This window comes from Sphingomonas sp. BK069, from assembly GCF_014193405.1.
Lineage (GTDB): Bacteria > Pseudomonadota > Alphaproteobacteria > Sphingomonadales > Sphingomonadaceae > Sphingomonas.
The window spans coordinates 30,833-49,074 of record NZ_JACHZH010000001.1; the positions used below are offsets into that span (position 1 = coordinate 30,833).

17 protein-coding genes are annotated in these 18,242 nt (G+C 67.5%); 13 read left to right on the top strand and 4 right to left on the bottom strand.

Features of this window, described 5'->3' with window-relative positions:
• Window positions 1-233: 233 nt before the first annotated feature.
• Window positions 234-2,915, bottom strand: coding sequence for a phosphoenolpyruvate carboxylase (gene ppc / locus FHY02_RS00120; protein WP_183919361.1), 2,682 nt, complete (start codon window positions 2,913-2,915; stop codon window positions 234-236).
• Between the two features lie 504 nt (window positions 2,916-3,419).
• On the opposite strand from ppc, the gene FHY02_RS00125 reads away from it, so the two are divergent.
• From FHY02_RS00125 to FHY02_RS00135, 3 genes are all read left to right on the top strand, one after another.
• Complete coding sequence (locus FHY02_RS00125) at window positions 3,420-4,241, top strand: hypothetical protein (RefSeq protein WP_183919363.1); 822 nt, start codon at window positions 3,420-3,422, stop codon at window positions 4,239-4,241.
• A gap of 110 nt (window positions 4,242-4,351) precedes the next feature.
• The gene (locus FHY02_RS00130; protein WP_183919365.1) at window positions 4,352-4,600 is read left to right on the top strand and encodes a hypothetical protein; all 249 of its coding nucleotides are present in this window, start codon (window positions 4,352-4,354) and stop codon (window positions 4,598-4,600) included.
• Entirely contained in the window at window positions 4,585-5,211 is a 627-nt protein-coding gene (locus FHY02_RS00135) for a hypothetical protein (protein ID WP_183919367.1), read from the top strand. Before FHY02_RS00130 ends, FHY02_RS00135 begins: the two co-directional genes overlap by 16 nt.
• A 53-nt stretch (window positions 5,212-5,264) precedes the next feature.
• Here the strand turns inward: FHY02_RS00135 and FHY02_RS00140 are convergent, their stop codons facing one another.
• Together FHY02_RS00140 and FHY02_RS00145 are read right to left on the bottom strand one after the other, a co-directional pair.
• Window positions 5,265-6,779, bottom strand: a complete 1,515-nt coding sequence (locus tag FHY02_RS00140; protein ID WP_183919369.1) for a CpaF family protein — start codon at window positions 6,777-6,779, stop codon at window positions 5,265-5,267.
• A 167-nt stretch (window positions 6,780-6,946) separates the two neighbouring features.
• A complete protein-coding gene (locus FHY02_RS00145) occupies window positions 6,947-7,867 on the bottom strand; it encodes an Ada metal-binding domain-containing protein (RefSeq protein WP_409314204.1) in 921 nt (306 codons plus the stop codon).
• Window positions 7,868-8,294: 427 nt separating this feature from the next.
• Between FHY02_RS00145 and FHY02_RS00150 the strand changes: the two genes are divergently transcribed.
• The 8 genes from FHY02_RS00150 to FHY02_RS00185 all read left to right on the top strand — a co-directional run bounded on the left by FHY02_RS00150 (window position 8,295) and on the right by FHY02_RS00185 (window position 14,287).
• A complete protein-coding gene (locus FHY02_RS00150; protein ID WP_183919373.1) occupies window positions 8,295-8,864 on the top strand; it encodes a F0F1 ATP synthase subunit delta in 570 nt (189 codons plus the stop codon).
• A gap of 4 nt (window positions 8,865-8,868) precedes the next feature.
• Complete coding sequence (gene atpA / locus FHY02_RS00155; RefSeq protein ID WP_183919375.1) at window positions 8,869-10,398, top strand: F0F1 ATP synthase subunit alpha; 1,530 nt, start codon at window positions 8,869-8,871, stop codon at window positions 10,396-10,398.
• Window positions 10,399-10,500: 102 nt separating this feature from the next.
• Window positions 10,501-11,379: a F0F1 ATP synthase subunit gamma gene (locus FHY02_RS00160; protein WP_183919377.1), complete on the top strand. Its 879-nt coding sequence runs from the start codon at window positions 10,501-10,503 to the stop codon at window positions 11,377-11,379.
• Entirely contained in the window at window positions 11,376-11,984 is a 609-nt protein-coding gene (locus FHY02_RS00165) for a hypothetical protein (RefSeq protein ID WP_183919379.1), read from the top strand. Before FHY02_RS00160 ends, FHY02_RS00165 begins: the two co-directional genes overlap by 4 nt.
• Window positions 11,984-13,471 carry a F0F1 ATP synthase subunit beta gene (gene atpD, locus FHY02_RS00170; protein WP_132911055.1) on the top strand — a complete coding sequence of 496 codons (1,488 nt, stop codon included), beginning with the start codon at window positions 11,984-11,986 and terminating at the stop codon, window positions 13,469-13,471. Before FHY02_RS00165 ends, atpD begins: the two co-directional genes overlap by 1 nt.
• Window positions 13,472-13,508: 37 nt before the next feature.
• Window positions 13,509-13,781, top strand: coding sequence for a hypothetical protein (locus tag FHY02_RS00175; protein WP_183919381.1), 273 nt, complete (start codon window positions 13,509-13,511; stop codon window positions 13,779-13,781).
• Window positions 13,726-13,950 (top strand): hypothetical protein, encoded by a 225-nt coding sequence (locus FHY02_RS00180; RefSeq protein WP_183919383.1) that lies wholly within the window; start codon window positions 13,726-13,728, stop codon window positions 13,948-13,950. Before FHY02_RS00175 ends, FHY02_RS00180 begins: the two co-directional genes overlap by 56 nt.
• Window positions 13,951-14,035: 85 nt before the next feature.
• Window positions 14,036-14,287 (top strand): ATP synthase F1 subunit epsilon, encoded by a 252-nt coding sequence (locus tag FHY02_RS00185; RefSeq protein ID WP_183919385.1) that lies wholly within the window; start codon window positions 14,036-14,038, stop codon window positions 14,285-14,287.
• Window positions 14,288-14,306: 19 nt separating this feature from the next.
• Here FHY02_RS00185 and FHY02_RS00190 read toward each other — a convergent pair whose 3' ends face one another.
• Entirely contained in the window at window positions 14,307-16,478 is a 2,172-nt protein-coding gene (locus tag FHY02_RS00190; protein WP_183919387.1) for a primosomal protein N', read from the bottom strand.
• 245 nt (window positions 16,479-16,723) lie between these two features.
• Here FHY02_RS00190 and FHY02_RS00195 point away from each other — a divergent pair, with 245 nt between their 5' ends.
• Both FHY02_RS00195 and FHY02_RS00200 read left to right on the top strand, forming a co-directional pair.
• The gene (locus tag FHY02_RS00195; RefSeq protein WP_183919389.1) at window positions 16,724-16,876 is read left to right on the top strand and encodes a hypothetical protein; all 153 of its coding nucleotides are present in this window, start codon (window positions 16,724-16,726) and stop codon (window positions 16,874-16,876) included.
• 400 nt (window positions 16,877-17,276) lie between these two features.
• The gene (locus FHY02_RS00200) at window positions 17,277-18,128 is read left to right on the top strand and encodes a hypothetical protein (protein ID WP_183919391.1); all 852 of its coding nucleotides are present in this window, start codon (window positions 17,277-17,279) and stop codon (window positions 18,126-18,128) included.
• Window positions 18,129-18,242: the final 114 nt, after the last annotated feature.

An 18,242-nucleotide genomic window follows, 5' to 3' on the forward strand; every position in this document is an offset into this window, starting at 1 on the left:
TATCAGCCGCGGGCGAGCCCCGGTCATGAAGCACTTCATCGATACCATCCGTCATCCCCGCGCAGGCGCGGATCCAGACGCGCGGACCTACGACGGAGCCGAGGCGTCAGCGTGTATGGATCCCCGCCTGCGCGGGGATGACGCAGGAGTGGGCGTGAGGGCATGATCGAAAGGAACGATCAGAACCGTCCGCGCGTCCGCCACCGGCACGCATCGCTCGTCACGCTGCCTCCTCACCCCGAATTGCGCAGCGCCGTCGCGATCGCGTTGATCGACAGCAGGATGCCCTGACGCACGCGCTCGTCGGCCTCGCCCGCGCGGTGGCGTTTCATCAGCTCGATTTGGAGCAGGTTCAGCGGCTCGATATAGGGCAGCCGTAGCCGGATCGAGGCGTCGAGCGCCGGATGCTTCTCGAGCAGGTGCGACTGCGCGGTGACGTCGAGCAGCCCGTCGTGGGTCTGCTGCCAGCCGTCGCGGATGCGCCCGAATACGCGGTCGCGCAGCTCGGCGTCCTCGACCAGCCCGGCATAGCGCTCGGCGATCCCCATGTCCGACTTGGCGAGCACCATCTCCATGTTGGCCAGCGTCGCGGCGAACAGCGGCCAACCCTGCGCCATCTCGCGCAGCAGCCCGCGATCCTCGAACGCGGCGATCGCCTGGCCGACACCGTACCAGCCCGGCAGCATCACGCGCGCCTGCGCCCAGCTGAACACCCAGGGTATGGCGCGCAGGTCCTCGATCGCGTCCGATTGCTTGCGGCTGGCAGGGCGACTGCCGATCTTCAGTCCGGCGATCTCGGCGATCGGGGTCATCTGGCGGAAGAAGGTGCGGAAGCCCTCGGTCTCGTAGACCAGCCCGCGATAGGCGCGGAAGGCCGCGTCGGACAGCCGGTCCATCGCCGCGGCGAAGCTGGCATTGTCGCTGTTCGACAATTGCTCGGGCTCGAGGCTGGCGAGCAAGGTCGCCGAGGCCATCGCCTCCAGGTTGGTGCTGGCGCTCTCGCGCGTGCCGTACTTGCCCGCGATCACCTCACCCTGTTCGGTGATGCGGATGCGGCCCTGCACCGTGCCCGCGGGCTGCGCGCGGATCGCGGCGAAGCTGGAGCCGCCGCCGCGCCCGACCGCACCGCCGCGGCCGTGGAACAACTGCATGCCGACTCCCGCGGCGTCGAACACCGGCTTCAGCGCGGTCGAGGCGCGCGACAGCTGCCAGGTCGAGGTGAGATAGCCGCCGTCCTTGTTGCTGTCCGAATAGCCGATCATCACCTCCTGGTGACCGCGCGCGCACGCGATGTCGCGCACCTCAGGGATGGCGAACCACTCGGTCATGATCGCGGGCGCGGCCTCGAGATCCTCGATCGTCTCGAACAAGGGCACCGCCATCACGGCGGCGCTGGCAGGGGCGTCGTCGGACGCTGGGCGGTACAGCCCGACCTCCTTGAGCAGCAGGTGGACCTCGAGCAGGTCGGACACCGACTTGGTCATCGACACGATATATTGGCGAATGCACGCCGCGCCGTAGGTGGCGTGCGCCTCGGCCGCGGCCTGGACGATCGCCAGCTCGGACGCCGTCTCGTCCGAATAGGTAGTGAAGCGGCTGGTCAGCGGGCGCGGCGTGGCCAGCTCTTGGCGCAGCAGCATCACGCGCGCGTCTTCGTCCAGCGCGGTGTAATCGGCGCAGACGCCGGCGACGCGCAGCATCTCGGCGACGACCTTCTCGTGCACCGCGCTGTTCTGGCGCAGATCGAGCGTGGCGAGATGGAAGCCGAACACCTCGACCGCGCGGATCAGCCGCCCGATCGCGCCGCCGGTACCGAGCAGCCCCGCGCCCTCGGCCGAGAGCGGGCGCGCGATCGTCTTGAGGTCGGCACGAAGCGCGGCCGGGTTGTCATAGGGCTCACCGCGCAGCGTGCCGGGGCGGGGCGCTGGCTCGCCGGTGAGCTTCTGATAGGTCGCCGCGGTGCGCGCGTAGATGCCGCTGATGGCGCGGCGATAGGGCTCGTCGCTGCGCGTCTCGGAGGTGTCGCCGCTCGCCTCGGCCAGCGCGAGCACGCCCTCGTCGACCGCGCCATGGTCGGCGGAGATCGACAGCTCGGCCCCCATCGCGTGGAGCTGGTCGAGATAATAGCCCAGCACCGCGCGCGACGCGCGTGCGAGCGCGGCGCGCAGGCTGTCCGCTGTGACGAAGGGATTGCCGTCGCGGTCGCCGCCGATCCAGCTGCCCGGGCGCAGGAAGGCGGGCACGCGCGCGCCCAGCGCACGATCCCAGCGTTGGTAGAGCGCGGGGATCACCGGCAGGAAGACGTCGCGCAGGTAGCTGAGCGCGGTCTCGACCTCGTCGGTGACGTACAGGCGCTCGCGCCGCAGCACGCGCGTCTGCCACAGCAGCGCGACCTGGCGCACGATCGCCTCGTCGACCTGGTCCCCCTCGGGCGTGGTGTCGATCCCGCGGTCGCGCAGCGCCATCAGCTGGGCGATGCGGTTGCGGTGATCGATCATGCTCTTGCGCCGCACCTCGGTGGGGTGCGCGGTGAGCACCGGCGCGATCAGCGCGCGGTCGAGCAGGGCGAGCACCTGGTCGCGGTCAACGCCGGCCCCGGCCAGGCGCTGGAGCGCGGCGGCGACGTCGGCGCCCTCCTCGGCGGCGATCCCCTGGCGGTCCTCGGCGAGATTGGCGAGCATCGAGAACAGCATGAAGCCGCGCACGAAGTCGAGCGTCTCGTCGAGGTCGAGCGCGCCGAGCCCGACGTCGGGCGAGCCCTGGTCGTTGCCACGGTGGCGCTCGACCGAGGCGGAGCGAATCGCCTCGGTGCGCTCGTAGAGCGTCTCGCCCCCATAAGCGCGGATAACGTCGCCCAGCACGCGGCCGAGATAGCGGACGTCGGGATTGTTGGTGATCGGGGGGAGTGTAGCCATCGCGCAATGCTGCGTCGCGGTAGGCGCTGGGTCAACCGGGTACCGGCATCATGGAGCAATGACCGCGATGGTCGCATTGATCAAGCGCCATCCAACTCGCCAATCCGATGATTGTCAATTATTCTACAAGGTTAATGGTTAGTTTGGCCGCTTTGTGCCACTTCTGCATAGAAAAGATAATCCGTTGAAGGCAGCATATACTTGCCGACAATGAGTCGGCTTCATCCTTCGGAGAAGGCAATGGCAGAACCTTTTCTATTTAGCAAAAATGAACCAACTTTTCAATAATAAGTGAAGAAGAGAAAGTGATGGTGGCGGGTGGAGATCCGGACGGCACGATCTATTCGACGCCGACTGGAAATACAGGCACCTGGTATACTCCCAACGACGGAGGGCGTGGAATCCACAGCGACGATCCCTGAACTTTCTTGGCGGCTCGCCTGCGGGCCGCCTACCGCTATCGGGGCATTTATGGCACTCCTACCATCTATCGCTATCCTCTTCATGCTCGCGACGAGCGGAGCAGCGCGGCCCCTCACGCCTCCCGTTGGACGCGCCGATGATCCGCAGGTCTGCGCCTCTCTCAACGGAAGCGAAGACTTGGCGGAGCGCGCGCCGCGTTTCGTGATTGTCGGTGAGATCCATGGCACCGACCAGGTTCCACGCCTCTTCGGAGACGTCGCCTGCGTTGTCGCCAAGCGGCGCCCCGTGGTTATCGCGCTCGAGTTCGACGAACGGACCGACGTGGACGTCGCGCAATTTCTTGCCTCTTCCGGCGACGATGCGGCTGTCGAGAGATTGCTGCGATCCGACATCTGGGCGCGAGACCTGGCGGACGGTCGATCGAGCATGGCAATGTTGACGTTGCTGCGCCGCTTGCGCGACTGGCGCGCTGCCGGCCGAGTGATCGAGGTGCATGGGACGCAGCCGCGGGCCAGCGGCCGTCTCGACCAACATTATTATGAGCTGGCGATGGCGGATCGTTGGGCAAGTCTGGCAGACACTCACCCGAATAGCGTCGTGCTGATCCTGGTGGGGAGCTTACACGCGCATCTGGTACGTCAGCCCGGTATGATGTTCGCGCCCGCCGCCAGCCATCTTCCCGCCGCGGACGTCTTGTCGCTCCAGTCGGAGCCTGCCACCGGTAGCGCGTGGAACTGTCAGCAAGACGGTTGCGGCCCTCATTCACTCTCGGGTAAGGGCACACATAAGTCGGCCTATGTTCGCGCCCTGCCGACGATCACCGATGGCTTCAACGGCGTCTTCTCCGTAGGTACCAGTCTGACAGCCTCTCCGCCGGCGATCGGGCCGGTGAGCGCCCGATAATGGGGCGGCGCGCGCTGCTCCATATCCTTGGCTCGCCCGGTGACCCTCACATCAGAGGCGTCACCGCTGAGCTGCTAACCAGGGGGGTAACGTGCCTCGTCTACTCACCGGTGGCCGACGAGGAAGGAACACGTCTTCCATCTGTCCGCCTAACGGACGCGAGCGGCATAGCCGTCTCGGTTGAGCCCAAGGACTGGTGGTGGCTCAGGAGCAAGCATCGGACGATCCGCTATCGCTCGGCGGACGATCAGCGCCGCAGCTTCGAGGCCACGACGCGGCGCGATGTCGCGCTTTCGCTGATGCCAACCGTGGATGCCGGTGCTTCAACAATGAGTGGCGCGGGTTGCCCGACAAGCTGACCCAGCTTGATATCGCGCGCTCGCTCGGTTTCGCAGTCCCTGACACGCTTGTCTCGTGTGACAAGGCTCAGATCATCGCGTTCATCCAGGCTTCCGGTCGAACGATCGTGAAACCATTCAGTATGAGCTTCGCGCCAGCTTACGGTAGCGACGACGCCACGCTCATAAGCATCATGGCCAATGTGGTAACGGTCGCGGAGATCTCTGCCGCCAGTGATGAGCAAGTGGCATCCTTCCCGGCGATCTACCAAGCGTGTATCGAGAAATCGCACGAGCTGAGGGTTGTTGGGTTCGGCGACGCGTGCCTCGGCTTCAAAATTAACTCGCAAGCGTCGCCTCGCTCTGTCATCGATTGGCGTCGTGCCGAGAGGTTGGCCGGGATTGTCGGTCGCGAGCCTGTCCCGCTCCCGCCGGAGATGCAATACTTCACCAGCGCCTTCCTGCGCAGGTCTCATCTGCACAGCGGTGTGTTCGACTTCGCGGTGACCCCGAACGGAAAGACGGTCTTCTTCGAGTGCAATCCATCGGGCCGATGGGCCGACCTAGATGGAAGGCATGGTTCGGTCACTCGCCTTTTCGCAGACGGTTTCGAGAGCCTTCTCTCGTCTTGATCTCGGGCCAAAGCCGCAAGACGCGCCGCAACACTAGCGATAGCACAATCCACTCACAGACACGCTTCCAGATACGCCTGATCGAAGCCGAACTGCTTGGCCTTGTCGAACGTGTACGGACGCAGCCCCATCGAGCGATACTCGCCGATGATCTTGCCGTCGGCGCTCTCGTCGAGATACTCGAACTTGAACAGCTCCTGGGTCACGATCACCGGCCCTTCCATGCCGATCACCTCGGTGATGTTGGTGACGCGGCGCGAGCCGTCGCGCAGGCGCTTGACCTGGATGATCATGTCGACCGAATCGGCAATCTGGCGGCTGATCGCTTCCTTGGGCACCTTGATGTCCGACATCATCACCATGTTCTCCATGCGCGCCAGTGCCTCGCGCGGCGAGTTGGAGTGGAGCGTGCACATCGATCCGTCGTGGCCGGTGTTCATCGCGGCGAGCATGTCGAAACATTCGCTGCCACGGATCTCGCCCAGGATGATGCGGTCGGGGCGCATACGCAGCGCGTTCTTGACAAGGTCGCGGATCGAGATCTCGCCCTGGCCCTCGAGGTTGGCCGGGCGCGTCTCGAGCGGCAGCCAGTGCGGCTGCTGGAGCCGCAGCTCGGCGGCGTCCTCGATCGTCAGCACGCGCTCGCCCGGGTCGATCATCTTCGACAAGGCGTTGAGCATCGTCGTCTTGCCCGAGCCGGTGCCGCCCGAGATCACGACGTTGAAGCGGCACGCTCCCGCGATCTTGAGCGCGGTCGCCATCTTCTGCGACATGCTGCCGAAGCCCGCCATCATGTCGAGCGTGATCGGCTTGGCGGAGAACTTACGGATCGAGATGGCCGTGCCGCGCAGGCTCAGCGGCGGCACGATCACGTTGACGCGGCTGCCGTCCTTGAGGCGTGCGTCGGCGAGCGGCGTGGTCTGGTCGACGCGGCGGCCGACCGAGTTGCAGATCCGCTGCGCGATCTGGAACAGATGCTCCTCGTCGCGGAACTGGATGTTGGCCAACTCCAGCTTGCCCTTGCGCTCGACGAAGGTCTGGTCCGGGCCGTTGACCATGATGTCGCTGATGTCGGCGTCGGCGAGCAGCTCCTCCAGCGGCCCGAGACCGAGCAGCTCGTCGACCAGCACCTTCTCCAGCGCGAACTGCTCGCGGCGGTTGAGCGTCAGCTTGAGCTCGGCGAGCACCTCGCCGATGATCGGGCGGAACTCCTCGGCCAGCTCGTCCTTGCCGAGTGTGGCGGCGGCCTCCGGGTCGACGCGCTCGAGCAGGCGCGGCAGCACCTGCTCCTTGATGCGGTGGATCGAGGCCTCGAACCCCTCCATCCGGCTCGCGCCGGCGTCCCCGCTGGCGTTCTGTCGGTCGGCGAGTCGCTGCATCGCGTCGACCGTGCCCTGCGGCACCAGCGACGGATCGCCCTCGCCGGGAAGCGCGAGCGCGTCGACGGTAGGAAAGGGCTCGGGCTCTGGGCGCGCGAGCGGGTTGGCCTGCATCGGCCGCGCCACACCGAAGCCGCCGCGCGCGCCTGTCGTCCCTATCCCGCCGTTGCGGCGTCCGAACGCGTTCATCGACCCGGTCATCCTCGAAAGTCCGAGGATCGAGCTAAGCGACAAGCCTTTATAATCGCCTAACCAAGGCCACGACCGGCCTCGGCCTGGTGTGGCCGTGTCCCCGCGCTGGCTGCGACCCGGACAAGAAAGATATGCGCCTCAACTTCTCTCCGTGAGGAAAGCGCTCATCCTCCGGTTTCCGGCAGGCGCAGGAGCACGCGATATGTTTGTCCTTCTTCGCGCGCCGCCGCCCGCACCGCCGCGAGGAACAACGCCCGCCGCTGTGTCTCCGGCAGCGCGGCGTCGAGCGGCACCGCCGCCGTCTCCAGCCAGTGCAGCGCGCGCGCCTGCTCGCCCGGGTCCGCCTCCACCAGCGTCGCCGCCGGCAGCAACGCCGCGAGGGCCTCCACCCCCTCATCGAACGCGACGTGGCACAAGCCGCGCCCGGTATGCGCCACCAGCAGCGCGCCGAGCGGCGAGGGCAGCACGCACCAGGCGACTCGCTCGCCCGCCCCCCCGCTTGCCCAGGCGGTCGGCGCCATGCCGAGCGCGGCGGTGTCGGCGTAGAAGCGGCTCGGCGCGGCATAGCCCGCGGCGTAGATCGCGGCGGTGACGTTGCGCTCGGCCCGCAGCGCCGCGACGGCGCGCGCCGCGCGACGGTCTCGGGCGTAGGCGGCGGGGGAGAGGCCGGTGGCGCGCGTGAACAACCGCTGGAAGTGATGCGGCGCGTAGCCGACCGACGCGGCGAGGTCGGCGAGCGACAGGGGCCGTTCGGCGTCGTCCAGCAGCGTGAGCGCACGCCTCACCGCGGTCGCGTCGCGCGTGACGTCGTCGGGCAGACAGCGGCGGCAGGCGCGATACCCTGCCGCGCGCGCGGCAGCGCCATCGGGCAGGAAGCCGACGTGCTCGCGCCGCGGCCGCCGCGCCGCGCAGCTCGGCCGGCAATAGATGCGGGTCGAGCTGACGGTGACGACGAACCGGCCGTCATAGGCGCGGTCGCGGCGGACGAAGGCGGCCCAGGCGACGTCGGCGGCGATGGGGGCGGAGGGGGCAGGTATGGTGCCTGAGATGGCAACGGGGTCCGCGTGGTCGACGCCATGCGCCACCCATCCCCCGTCATCCCGGACTTGGTCCGGGATCCACCGTGCCGAATACGCGTCGGCGGCAGAATCCGCGGATGGGTGGATCCCGGACCAAGTCCGGGATGACGGAAGGGCGTGGGGGAGGGGCACCGTGTCGGTCATCGGCCATCTCGCTTGCCTCGGCGTCGCGGCGGCCTCTGTACGTATCGGGTCGCGACCATTACCCATGTCTATACGCCACCGCCTCCCTCACCGCATCCCACGGCTTGCGCCCGAACCCTCACGCCGCCGCGCACGCCGTTGATCACGTTGAACACCACACCCGCCCGCTCCGGTTGCATCCCCGGCAACCCTTTGCTACGCGCGCCGCTACCCAAGCGAAGGCGCCGCCGCGCGCCACCCGGTCGCATGGGTTCGACACCCTTGGGTTTATGCGAGGAAAGTGGATCGCGTGGAGAGTTCCAGCGGTAATCAGGGCAGCAGCATCCAGGCCAGCCTCGGCGGGCGCTACGCGAGCGCGCTGTTCGATCTGGCGGTGGAGGCCAAGGCGGTCGACCAGGTCGAGCGCAGCCTCGCCGCGGTGCGCGACGCGCTCGCCGAATCGGCCGACTTTCGCGCGCTGATCGCCTCGCCCGTGGTGGCGCGGCGCGACGCGGTGCGCGCGGTGGTCGCCGCGGCCGACGCGATCGGCGTCGACGCCACCACGCGCAGCTTCCTCGGCGTGCTCGCGGAGAATCGCCGGCTGTCGCAGCTGCCGCAGATTATCCGCGCGTTCCGCACCTTCGCGGCGCGCCACCGCGGCGAGACCACCGCCGAGGTGACCAGCGCGCACCCGCTCTCGGCCGAGCAGGTCGACGAGCTCAAGCAGCAGCTGCGCCGCCGCGTCGGTCGCGAGGTGTCGGTCGACCTCGAGGTCGATCCGGCGATCCTCGGTGGGCTCGTCGTCCGCATCGGCTCCCAGATGATCGACTCCTCGATCCGTACCCGTTTGAATGCGCTCGCCAGCGCGATGAAGGGCTAACCACATGGATATCCGCGCCGCAGAAATCTCGAAGGTCATCAAGGACCAGATCGCCAATTTCGGCACCGAGGCCCAGGTGTCCGAGACCGGCCAGGTGCTGAGCGTCGGTGACGGCATCGCGCGCATCTACGGGCTCGACAACGTCCAGGCCGGCGAGATGGTCGAATTCTCGAACGGCGTGCAAGGCATGGCGCTCAACCTCGAGGCCGACAATGTCGGCGTCGTGATCTTCGGCTCGGACTCGGAGATCAAGGAAGGCGACGTCGTCCGCCGCACCGGCACCATCGTCGACGTGCCAGTGGGCAAGGGCCTGCTCGGCCGCGTCGTCGACGGTCTCGGCAACCCGATCGACGGCAAGGGGCCGATCGTCGCCGAGCAGCGCAGCCGCGTCGAGGTCAAGGCGCCCGGCATCATCCCGCGCAAGTCGGTGCACGAGCCGGTGCAGACCGGGCTCAAGGCGATCGACGCGCTGGTGCCGGTCGGCCGCGGCCAGCGCGAGCTGATCATCGGCGACCGCCAGACCGGCAAGTCGGCGATCGCGATCGACACCTTCATCAACCAGAAGACCGCCAACGCGGGCACCGACGAGTCGAAGAAGCTGTACTGCGTCTATGTCGCGGTCGGCCAGAAGCGCTCGACCGTGGCGCAGCTGGTCCGCACGCTCGAGGAGAATGGCGCGATGGACTATTCCATCGTCGTCGCCGCGACCGCGTCGGACCCCGCGCCGCTGCAGTTCCTCGCGCCCTACACCGGCACCGCGATGGGCGAGTATTTCCGTGACAACGGGATGCATGCGGTGATCGTGTTCGACGATCTGTCGAAGCAGGCGGTGGCCTATCGTCAGATGTCGCTGCTGCTGCGCCGTCCGCCGGGCCGCGAGGCCTATCCGGGCGACGTCTTCTATCTCCACTCGCGCCTGCTCGAGCGCGCGGCGAAGATGAACGACGCCAACGGCAACGGGTCGCTCACCGCGCTGCCGATCATCGAGACCCAGGCGGGCGACGTGTCGGCGTACATCCCGACCAACGTGATCTCGATCACCGACGGCCAGATCTTCCTCGAGACCGACCTGTTCTTCGCGGGCATCCGCCCCGCGATCAACGTCGGCCTGTCGGTCAGCCGCGTCGGCGGCGCGGCGCAGACCAAGGCGATGAAGAAGGTGTCGGGATCGATCAAGCTGGAGCTGGCGCAGTATCGCGAGATGGCGGCGTTCGCGCAGTTCGGCTCGGACCTCGATGCCTCGACGCAGAAGCTGCTCAACCGCGGCGCGCGACTGACCGAGTTGCTCAAGCAGCCGCAGTTCTCGCCGATGCCGTTCGAGGAGCAGACCGCGTCGATCTACGCCGGCACCAACGGCTATCTGGACAAGGTGCCGGTCGCCGACGTCACCCGCTACGAGTCAGCGATGCTGGCGTTCCTGCGCAACGACCATGCCGACGTGCTGGGCGCGATCCGCGACACGCGTGAGCTGGGCAAGGACACCGAGAGCAAGCTCAAGGGCGCGCTCGACCAGTTCGCGAAGACCTTCGCCTGATCGCTGACACACGCATGACCGTCACCCCGGCGCAGGCCGGGGTCCAGTCCGACGGTGGAAACTGGATCCCGGCCTTCGCCGGGATGACGGCAAGAGGATAGAATGGCGTCACTCAAGGCCCTCAAGATCCGCATCGGCTCGGTCAAGTCGACGCAGAAGATCACCAAGGCGATGAAGATGGTCGCCGCCGCCAAGCTGCGCCGCGCGCAGGAGGCCGCGATCGCCGGCCGCCCCTATGCCGAGCGGCTCGAGGGCGTCCTCGCCAGCCTGGCGCGCAACGTCGGCGTCGGCGCCTCGCCGCTGCTGGCGGGAACGGGCAAGGACCAGGTGCATCTGCTGGTGGTCGCCACCTCGGAGCGCGGTCTCGCGGGCGCGTTCAACACCAACATCGTCCGCGCCGCGCGCCGCAAGGCCGAGGAGCTGGAGGCGGCGGGCAAGACCGTGATCTTCTATCTCGCCGGCAAGAAGGGGCGCGTGCTGCGTCGCTTCTACCCGCAGGCGATCAAGGTCGACCACGATCTGTCCACGGTGAAGACCGTGGCGTTCGACGACGCCAAGGCGATCGCGGACGACCTGATCGCGCGCTACACCGCCGGCGAGTTCGACGTCGCGCATCTGTTCTACGCCAAGTTCCAGTCGGCGCTGGTGCAGCAGCCGGTGGGCCAGCAGATCATCCCGGTTGCCATCTCCGATCGCGGCGAGCCCAGGCTGGCGAACGCCGGTGACGCGACGGTCGAATATGAGCCCAGCGAGGAAGCGATCCTCGCCGACCTGCTGCCGCGCAACGTCGCCATCCAGATCTTCCGCGCCATGCTGGAGAATGCCGCGTCCGAGCAGGGCAGCCGCATGACCGCGATGGACAATGCCACGCGCAATGCGGGTGACATGATCAAGCGGCTGAGCATTCAGTACAACCGCGCGCGGCAGGCGGCGATCACCACCGAGCTGGTGGAGATCATCTCGGGCGCCGAGGCGCTGTGATCCGGGCGGGCATCCTGCTGCTGGCGGCGACGCTGGCGGTGGCAGGCTGCTCGAAGCCCGCCGCCGACCAGGCGCCGGCCAACGACACCGCCTCGGCGGCGGAACCGAGCGGGCCCAATCTCGCCGGCGGCAGCTGGGACGGCGTGTTCACCGATCCGGGTGTCGCGCTCGACCGCTTCGGGCGGATCGGGCTGCGGCCGGGCGCCTATGAGAAGCGCGGCAGCGTCTGGCGTTCCGAGGCGGCGCCGACGCCGATGTCGGACCCGCAGGGCAAGCACCCGGTGGTGGCGCATTTCACCGCCAGCGGCGCGGCCGACCGGCTCGAGACGATCGAATATCGCCTCGTCGAGCCGGCCTCGGCGAACGACCAGCTCGCGCGCGACTCGTTCGACAAATGGCTCGCCCAGTCGCTCCAACAGCTCGGCGTGAGCGGCGGCGACAGCGCGCTCGCCGCGATCCATGGCACTCGGCGCGCCACCGGACAACTCAAAGGCGGCGCCGATTACGCGGTGACGCGCACCACCACCCCCAAGGAGCGGCTGTTGGCCGTGACCTTCACCCGCTCCGCGCCTACATCGGGGCAGACGAACCAAGGAAAGATGTGATGGCAACCCTCGCCGAAGACATTCGCCCGACCAGCGGGAGCACCGGATCGGGCAGCAACAACGTCGGCCGCGTCAGCCAGGTGATCGGCGCGGTGGTCGATGTCCATTTCGACAACAACCTGCCCGCGATCTTGTCGGCGCTGGAGACGAGCAACAACGGCCAGCGGCTGGTGCTCGAGGTCGCGCAGCATCTCGGCGAGAACACCGTCCGCACGATCGCGATGGACTCGACCGAGGGGCTGACCCGCGGCCAGACCGTGACGGACACCGGCAGCCAGATCCAGGTGCCGGTCGGTCCGGCGACGCTCGGCCGCATCATGAACGTGGTCGGCGAGCCGATCGACGAGCGCGGCCCGGTGCAGACCGAGCTGCGCGCGCCGATCCACGCCAAGGCGCCCGAGTTCGTCGACCAGTCGACCGAGAGCGCGATCCTGGTCACCGGCATCAAGGTCATCGACCTGCTCGCGCCGTACGCCAAGGGCGGCAAGATCGGCCTGTTCGGCGGCGCCGGCGTCGGCAAGACCGTGCTGATCCAGGAGCTGATCAACAACATCGCCAAGGGCCATGGCGGCACCTCGGTGTTCGCCGGCGTGGGCGAGCGCACCCGCGAGGGCAACGACCTCTATCACGAGTTCCTCGACGCGGGCGTGATCGCCAAGGACGCCGAGGGCAACGCGATCAGCGAGGGCTCGAAGGTCGCGCTGGTCTACGGCCAGATGAACGAGCCGCCGGGCGCGCGCGCGCGCGTCGCGCTGTCGGGGCTCGCCATCGCGGAATACTTCCGCGATCAGGAAGGGCAGGACGTGCTGTTCTTCGTCGACAACATCTTCCGCTTCACCCAGGCGGGTGCGGAAGTGTCGGCGCTGCTCGGCCGCATCCCCTCGGCAGTGGGCTATCAGCCGACGCTGTCGACCGACATGGGCGCGCTGCAGGAGCGCATCACCTCGACCAACAAGGGGTCGATCACCTCGGTGCAGGCGGTGTACGTCCCCGCGGACGACCTCACCGACCCGGCCCCGGCGACCTCGTTCGCGCACCTCGACGCCACGACCGTGCTGAGCCGCGCGATCTCCGAGTTGGGCATCTACCCGGCGGTGGACCCGCTCGACTCGACCAGCCGCGTGCTGGAGCCGCGGACCGTCGGCCAGGATCATTACGAGACGGCGCGCGCGGTGCAGTCGATCCTGCAGAAGTACAAGTCGCTGCAGGACATCATCGCGATCCTCGGCATGGACGAGCTGTCCGAGGAGGATAAGCTGACGGTCAGCCGCGCGCGCAAGATCCAGCGCTTCCTGTCGCAGCCGTTCCACGTCGCTGAGGTGTTCACCAACATCCCGGGCAAGTTCGTCCAGCTCGACGACACGATCCGCTCGTTCAAGGCCGTGGTGAACGGCGAGTATGACCATCTGCCTGAGGCCGCCTTCTACATGGTGGGCGGCATCGACGAGGCGGTCGCCAAAGCGGAGAAGCTGGCGCAGGACGCCTGATCGACTCGGGGTCGGTGCCCGGCTACTTTACGGTGGTATGGGCATCGACACGCTCTCGATCGCGAAGGACCTGCGCGCGGCGGCGCGGCCGCAGGACCAGGCCGAGGCCATCGCCGCCGCGATCGGTGGCGCGATGAGCGAAGGCGCGGCGACGAAGGCGGATCTGGATCGTCTGGGCGAGCGGATTGATGCTCGCTTCGAGCGGGAGGCTGCTCGTGTCGATGGTCAGTTCGATCGAGAGGCAGCCCGTGTCGATGCGCTTCGCCCAGGTCGACGCGCGGTTCGATCATATCGAGGCGCGGCTCGATGAAGCGGACGTCAAGGTCGACGCCCGCTTCGCTCAGTTCGCCACCGATCTTCGCCTGGTCGAGGAGCGCATGACCGCCCGGATCGAGTCGGCCAAGACGCAGCTGCTCACCTGGCTCGTCGGCGCGATCTTCACCGCCACGGGCGTGCTGATCGCAGTACTGAAGCTGTGATAAGCTAGCCCCGCGTCGGCGCCCGTGCGACGTCGCCCGCACGCCTCAGCCTTATCTCTTCCACGCCGTCCAGGATATCAGACCCATGCTGCACTTCGAACTCGTCACTCCCGAACGCCTCGTCCGCTCCGACGAGGTGCATATGGTCACGGTGCCCGGCACCGACGGCGACTTCGCCGTGCTCGAGGGGCACGCGCCCTTCATGTCGACGATCCGCAACGGCGACGTGCTCGTGCAGAAGGCACCCGGCGCCGCGCCCGAGACGATCGCGATCCGCGGCGGCTTCGCGGAGGTCAACGCCAAGGGGCTGACGGTGCTCGCCGAACACGCCGGCTGAGGCTGCTCGCCGACGCGGATCAGAGGAAGCTGTACGGGTCGACGTCCACCGCGACACGCACCTTCGCCGGCCAGTCGAGCGTACCCAGCCAGGCGCGGATCACGTCCTGCACGTCGAGCGCGCGCCGTGCGTGGACCAGCAGGCGGAAACGGTGCCGTCCGCGCAGCATCGCCAGCGGCGCCGGGGCGGGGCCGTACACCGCCATTCCCTCGACCTCGGGCGCGTGTCGCCCGATCAGTCGCGCCACCTCGTGCGCGGCGGCCTGTTCCTCGCTCGACACGATGATCGCGGCGTAGCGGCCGTACGGCGGCGCTCCGGCGTCCTGCCGCGCTTCGGTCTCGGCGGCGTAGAAGGCATCGGCGTCGCCGGTCACCAGCGCCTGCATCACCTGCGCCTTGGGACTGTGCGTCTGGATGAAGACCCGCCCTTTCTTCGCACCGCGCCCCGCGCGTCCGGAGACCTGGCGGATCTGCTGGAAGGTGCGCTCGGCCGCGCGCAGGTCGCCGCCGTCCAGCCCGAGGTCGGCGTCGACCACCCCGACCAACGTCAGGTTGGGGAAATGATAGCCCTTGGTCACCAGCTGCGTGCCGACGACGATGTCGATCGCACCTTCTTCCATGCGGGCGACGAACTCCGCCGCCTTGGCCGGCGACCAGATCGTGTCGGACGTCACCACCGCCGCGCGCGCCTCCGGGAATAGCGCCGCGACCTCGTCCGCGATCCGTTCGACCCCGGGGCCGCACGCCACCAACGTGTCCTCGTTGCTGCACTCGGGGCAGAGCCGCGGCACCGGTTCGACATGCCCGCAATGGTGGCAGGCGAGCCGGCGCGTCAGCCGGTGCTCGACCATCCAGGCGGTGCAGTTCGGGCATTGGAAGCGGTGCCCGCAGGTGCGGCAGAGCGTCAGCGGCGCGTAGCCGCGGCGGTTGAGGAAAAGCAGCGACTGCTCGCCGCGCGCGAGCGTGTCGCGCAGTGCCTCGACCAGTCGCGGGCTGAGCCAGCGGCCGCGCTCGGGCGGCTCCTCGATCAGGTCGATCGCGGCGATCGCGGGCAGCTCGGCGACGCCGTAGCGGCCCGGCAGCTTGACCTCGGCATAGGTGCCGAGCGCGACCTGGTGGCGCGTCTCGATCGCGGGCGTGGCGGAGGCGAGGATCACCGGGCAGCGCTCGAACAGCCCGCGCATCACCGCCACGTCGCGCGCGTGATAGTGGACGCCGTCCTCCTGCTTGAAGCTGGTCTCGTGCGCCTCGTCGACCACGATCAGCCCGAGCTCGGCGTAGGGCAGGAACAGCGCCGAGCGCGCTCCCACCGTCACCTTGGCCTCGCCGCTCGCCACCGCGCGCCAGGCGCGCCGCCGCTGCGTCGCGCGCAGCCCCGAGTGCCACGCCACCGGCTCGCAGCCGAAGCGATCGTGGAAGCGCTTAAGGAAGGGCTCGGTCAGCGCGATCTCGGGGAGCAGCACCAGCACCTGTCGGCCCGCGCGCAGCGCCGCCGCGACCGCCTCGAAATAGACCTCGGTCTTGCCCGACCCGGTGACGCCGTCGAGCAGGATCGGCTGGAACGCGGCGGCCTCGACCGCGCCGATCAGCGTCGCGGCCGCTTCGCCCTGTTCCGGTGAGAGCGCGGGCGGTGCGTGGTCGGGGTCGGGGGAAGGATAGGGGCTGTCGATCCCGACCTCGATCGGCTCGATCGCGCCGCTCTTGACCAGCCCGCGGATCACCGCGTCGCTCACCTCGGCGATCGTCGCCAGCTCGCGGATCAATCCCTGGCGGTCGCCGATCCGCTCGAGCGCCTGCGCGCGCTGCGGGGTGAGCCGGTCGGGTACCGCGCCGGTGGCGCGATACTCGACCGCGCTGCGCGCGCCCTCCAGCGCCGCGCTCGACGACAGCGTCATCCGTGCCACCGCCGCCGGGGGGGCGAGATAATAGTCCGCGGTCCACTCGATCAGCCGGCGCAGCGGCGCGCGCAGCGGCGGAACGTCGGCGACCGCGAGCAGGTTGCGCAGGCGATTGTCGCCGACCTCGGCGTCCGACGGCATCCGCTCGGGCTCCCACACGACGCCGAGCAGCTGGCGCGGCCCGAGCGGCGCGATCACGATCGAGCCCGGCTCGACCGCCAGCTCGCGCGGCACGCGATAGTCGAGCGGACCGAGCGCGGAGTTGAGGACGAGGACGCGCGCGCGGGAAGACATGCGCGCCATATGGGGCAGGGCGGAGTCGGCGGGAAGAGCGGTGCATGACGGGGCGGTGGCGGGCAACCGCCCTTTGTAGCGCGCGGTGCCGTGGGAAGCAGGGCCGTATCGCCGATCCGGGTAACTCTATCACCCTCCGTGCAAAGGATTCTCACGGCCGGGTGCGCGTACGCGGCGGAGCGGTGCGCGGGCGGGCGGTCGCTCTGGCTACAATAAGAGAGCCTCGTTCGATGAAAGGAGGGTTCATGAAGTTTCGATCAAGTTCGCGCGCCGTGTTCGCGGCGGTCTGCGTCGCGCTCGCCGCACCGGCTCTCGCCGGGAAGAGTGACGGCGGGCTCGGTGGAGAATATCACTTCACCAACAACGGCGATAAAAAGCTTATATCCAAGGGAGACTGATTCTCTTCGAGCTACGAAAAATCTCTGCCGGATGAAATTTCTCCCGGCGGTGGGACTAGCGAGGGACACGCCTACGCGCCCGTCGGGCAAAATTTCAGTGGGACAACAACCTGGGCCGATGACACCAATTATGGGTGCTATTTCTCAAGCCACGTTTTCTGGTGGAACGCGAAGGGTAAATACGTCTTTGATTTCGTCGCCAAACAGCAGGACGGATCTGAATCGGCAGAGAAGGTGTACGATTGCGCGATCACGGCAGATGTAAACGAACAAACGGGCCGGTTTACCGCTTATCCAGTGATCAACAAGGCGGCATCCGAATGACGTCGTTGCGCGATGCCGGTGGACGATTGTTCCGCGCCGGCAGCGTCCATGGCCGTTATCATGCGAGGAGAAAGTGATGACAACGATCAATACGAGCGCGATCGCATCGAACGCGAATACGTTGCAGGTGGCGCGTCCGGAGGCGCGGGTCGAGACAAGACCGGCATCGGACGAGATCAAGTCCATATCGCCAGCTGGGTCGGACAAGAAGAAACTGCTGGAAGAATTTGATAAATACATCAAAATAATCAACGATAAGACAGGTGCCTATTCGTTAGATCAAAAGCTAAGTGCATGGTCGCAAGCGTTTAGACGCCAGATAGATGGGTCGTTCACTGATAGCTCGAAAGAGTCGCTTCAGGCGAGAAGTCTCTATCAGTCGTTCGACGATAGCGAGATCGAGAAACTCGGAAAGGATCTTTATATAAGATCGTGGAATTACAACGGCGGGATTGATAGAGGTGGTTGTGTAAACGAGTTGAATTTCATAAACAGCCTGTCCGAGGAAGAGAAGAAGATATATTTCACGACCACTCACAATCGACCCAATTGCTTCCACGGTTACGCTCAGCCGTACAGAAGTTTCGACGAGTGGTACGCCGACCGAGAGCAACGCGCCGCGGCCGAGGTGGAATGGCTCGCGCACCCGCATCCGGTGGTTCACGGCAACGATGGACCCACGGTCGAACTGAACGCTGACGAGACGGCAACGGTGACGGGGCCGTCGGTCGCGGCGCCGGACTCGGCCGCGACGACGCTGGCCCGCGGGCTGCGAGCGATCACGCCGACGTCGTCGGTCACGACCTCGCGGGCGTCGCTGCTGCAGCTCTTCGTGAATCCGGTGAACGATACGGCCGAGCACGGCCGCTGGTTCACGCCTTATCGGCCGTCCGATCGCACGGGCCTGCGACAGAACCGCCTCGCCTGACCCGGGAGCGGCGGCGACGGGTGCGCCGCCGCCGCTTTCGTCCGGCGGCGAGCGGCGATGCGGCGAGCGGGTGGCGCCATACTATGGCGGCGAGCCACACACGTATCGTTTCCC

Excerpts from the sequence above, each read along its gene's own strand:
- ppc (WP_183919361.1), bottom strand. The coding sequence starts at position 2,915 with ATGGCTACACTCCCCCCGATCACCAACAATCCCGACGTCCGCTATCTC.
- FHY02_RS00125 (WP_183919363.1), top strand. The coding sequence starts at position 3,420 with ATGCTCGCGACGAGCGGAGCAGCGCGGCCCCTCACGCCTCCCGTTGGA.
- FHY02_RS00140 (WP_183919369.1), bottom strand. The coding sequence starts at position 6,779 with ATGAACGCGTTCGGACGCCGCAACGGCGGGATAGGGACGACAGGCGCG.
- atpA (WP_183919375.1), top strand. The coding sequence starts at position 8,869 with ATGGATATCCGCGCCGCAGAAATCTCGAAGGTCATCAAGGACCAGATC.
- FHY02_RS00160 (WP_183919377.1), top strand. The coding sequence starts at position 10,501 with ATGGCGTCACTCAAGGCCCTCAAGATCCGCATCGGCTCGGTCAAGTCG.
- atpD (WP_132911055.1), top strand. The coding sequence starts at position 11,984 with ATGGCAACCCTCGCCGAAGACATTCGCCCGACCAGCGGGAGCACCGGA.
- FHY02_RS00175 (WP_183919381.1), top strand. The coding sequence starts at position 13,509 with ATGGGCATCGACACGCTCTCGATCGCGAAGGACCTGCGCGCGGCGGCG.
- FHY02_RS00180 (WP_183919383.1), top strand. The coding sequence starts at position 13,726 with ATGCGCTTCGCCCAGGTCGACGCGCGGTTCGATCATATCGAGGCGCGG.
- FHY02_RS00185 (WP_183919385.1), top strand. The coding sequence starts at position 14,036 with ATGCTGCACTTCGAACTCGTCACTCCCGAACGCCTCGTCCGCTCCGAC.
- FHY02_RS00190 (WP_183919387.1), bottom strand. The coding sequence starts at position 16,478 with ATGTCTTCCCGCGCGCGCGTCCTCGTCCTCAACTCCGCGCTCGGTCCG.
- FHY02_RS00195 (WP_183919389.1), top strand. The coding sequence starts at position 16,724 with ATGAAGTTTCGATCAAGTTCGCGCGCCGTGTTCGCGGCGGTCTGCGTC.
- FHY02_RS00200 (WP_183919391.1), top strand. The coding sequence starts at position 17,277 with ATGACAACGATCAATACGAGCGCGATCGCATCGAACGCGAATACGTTG.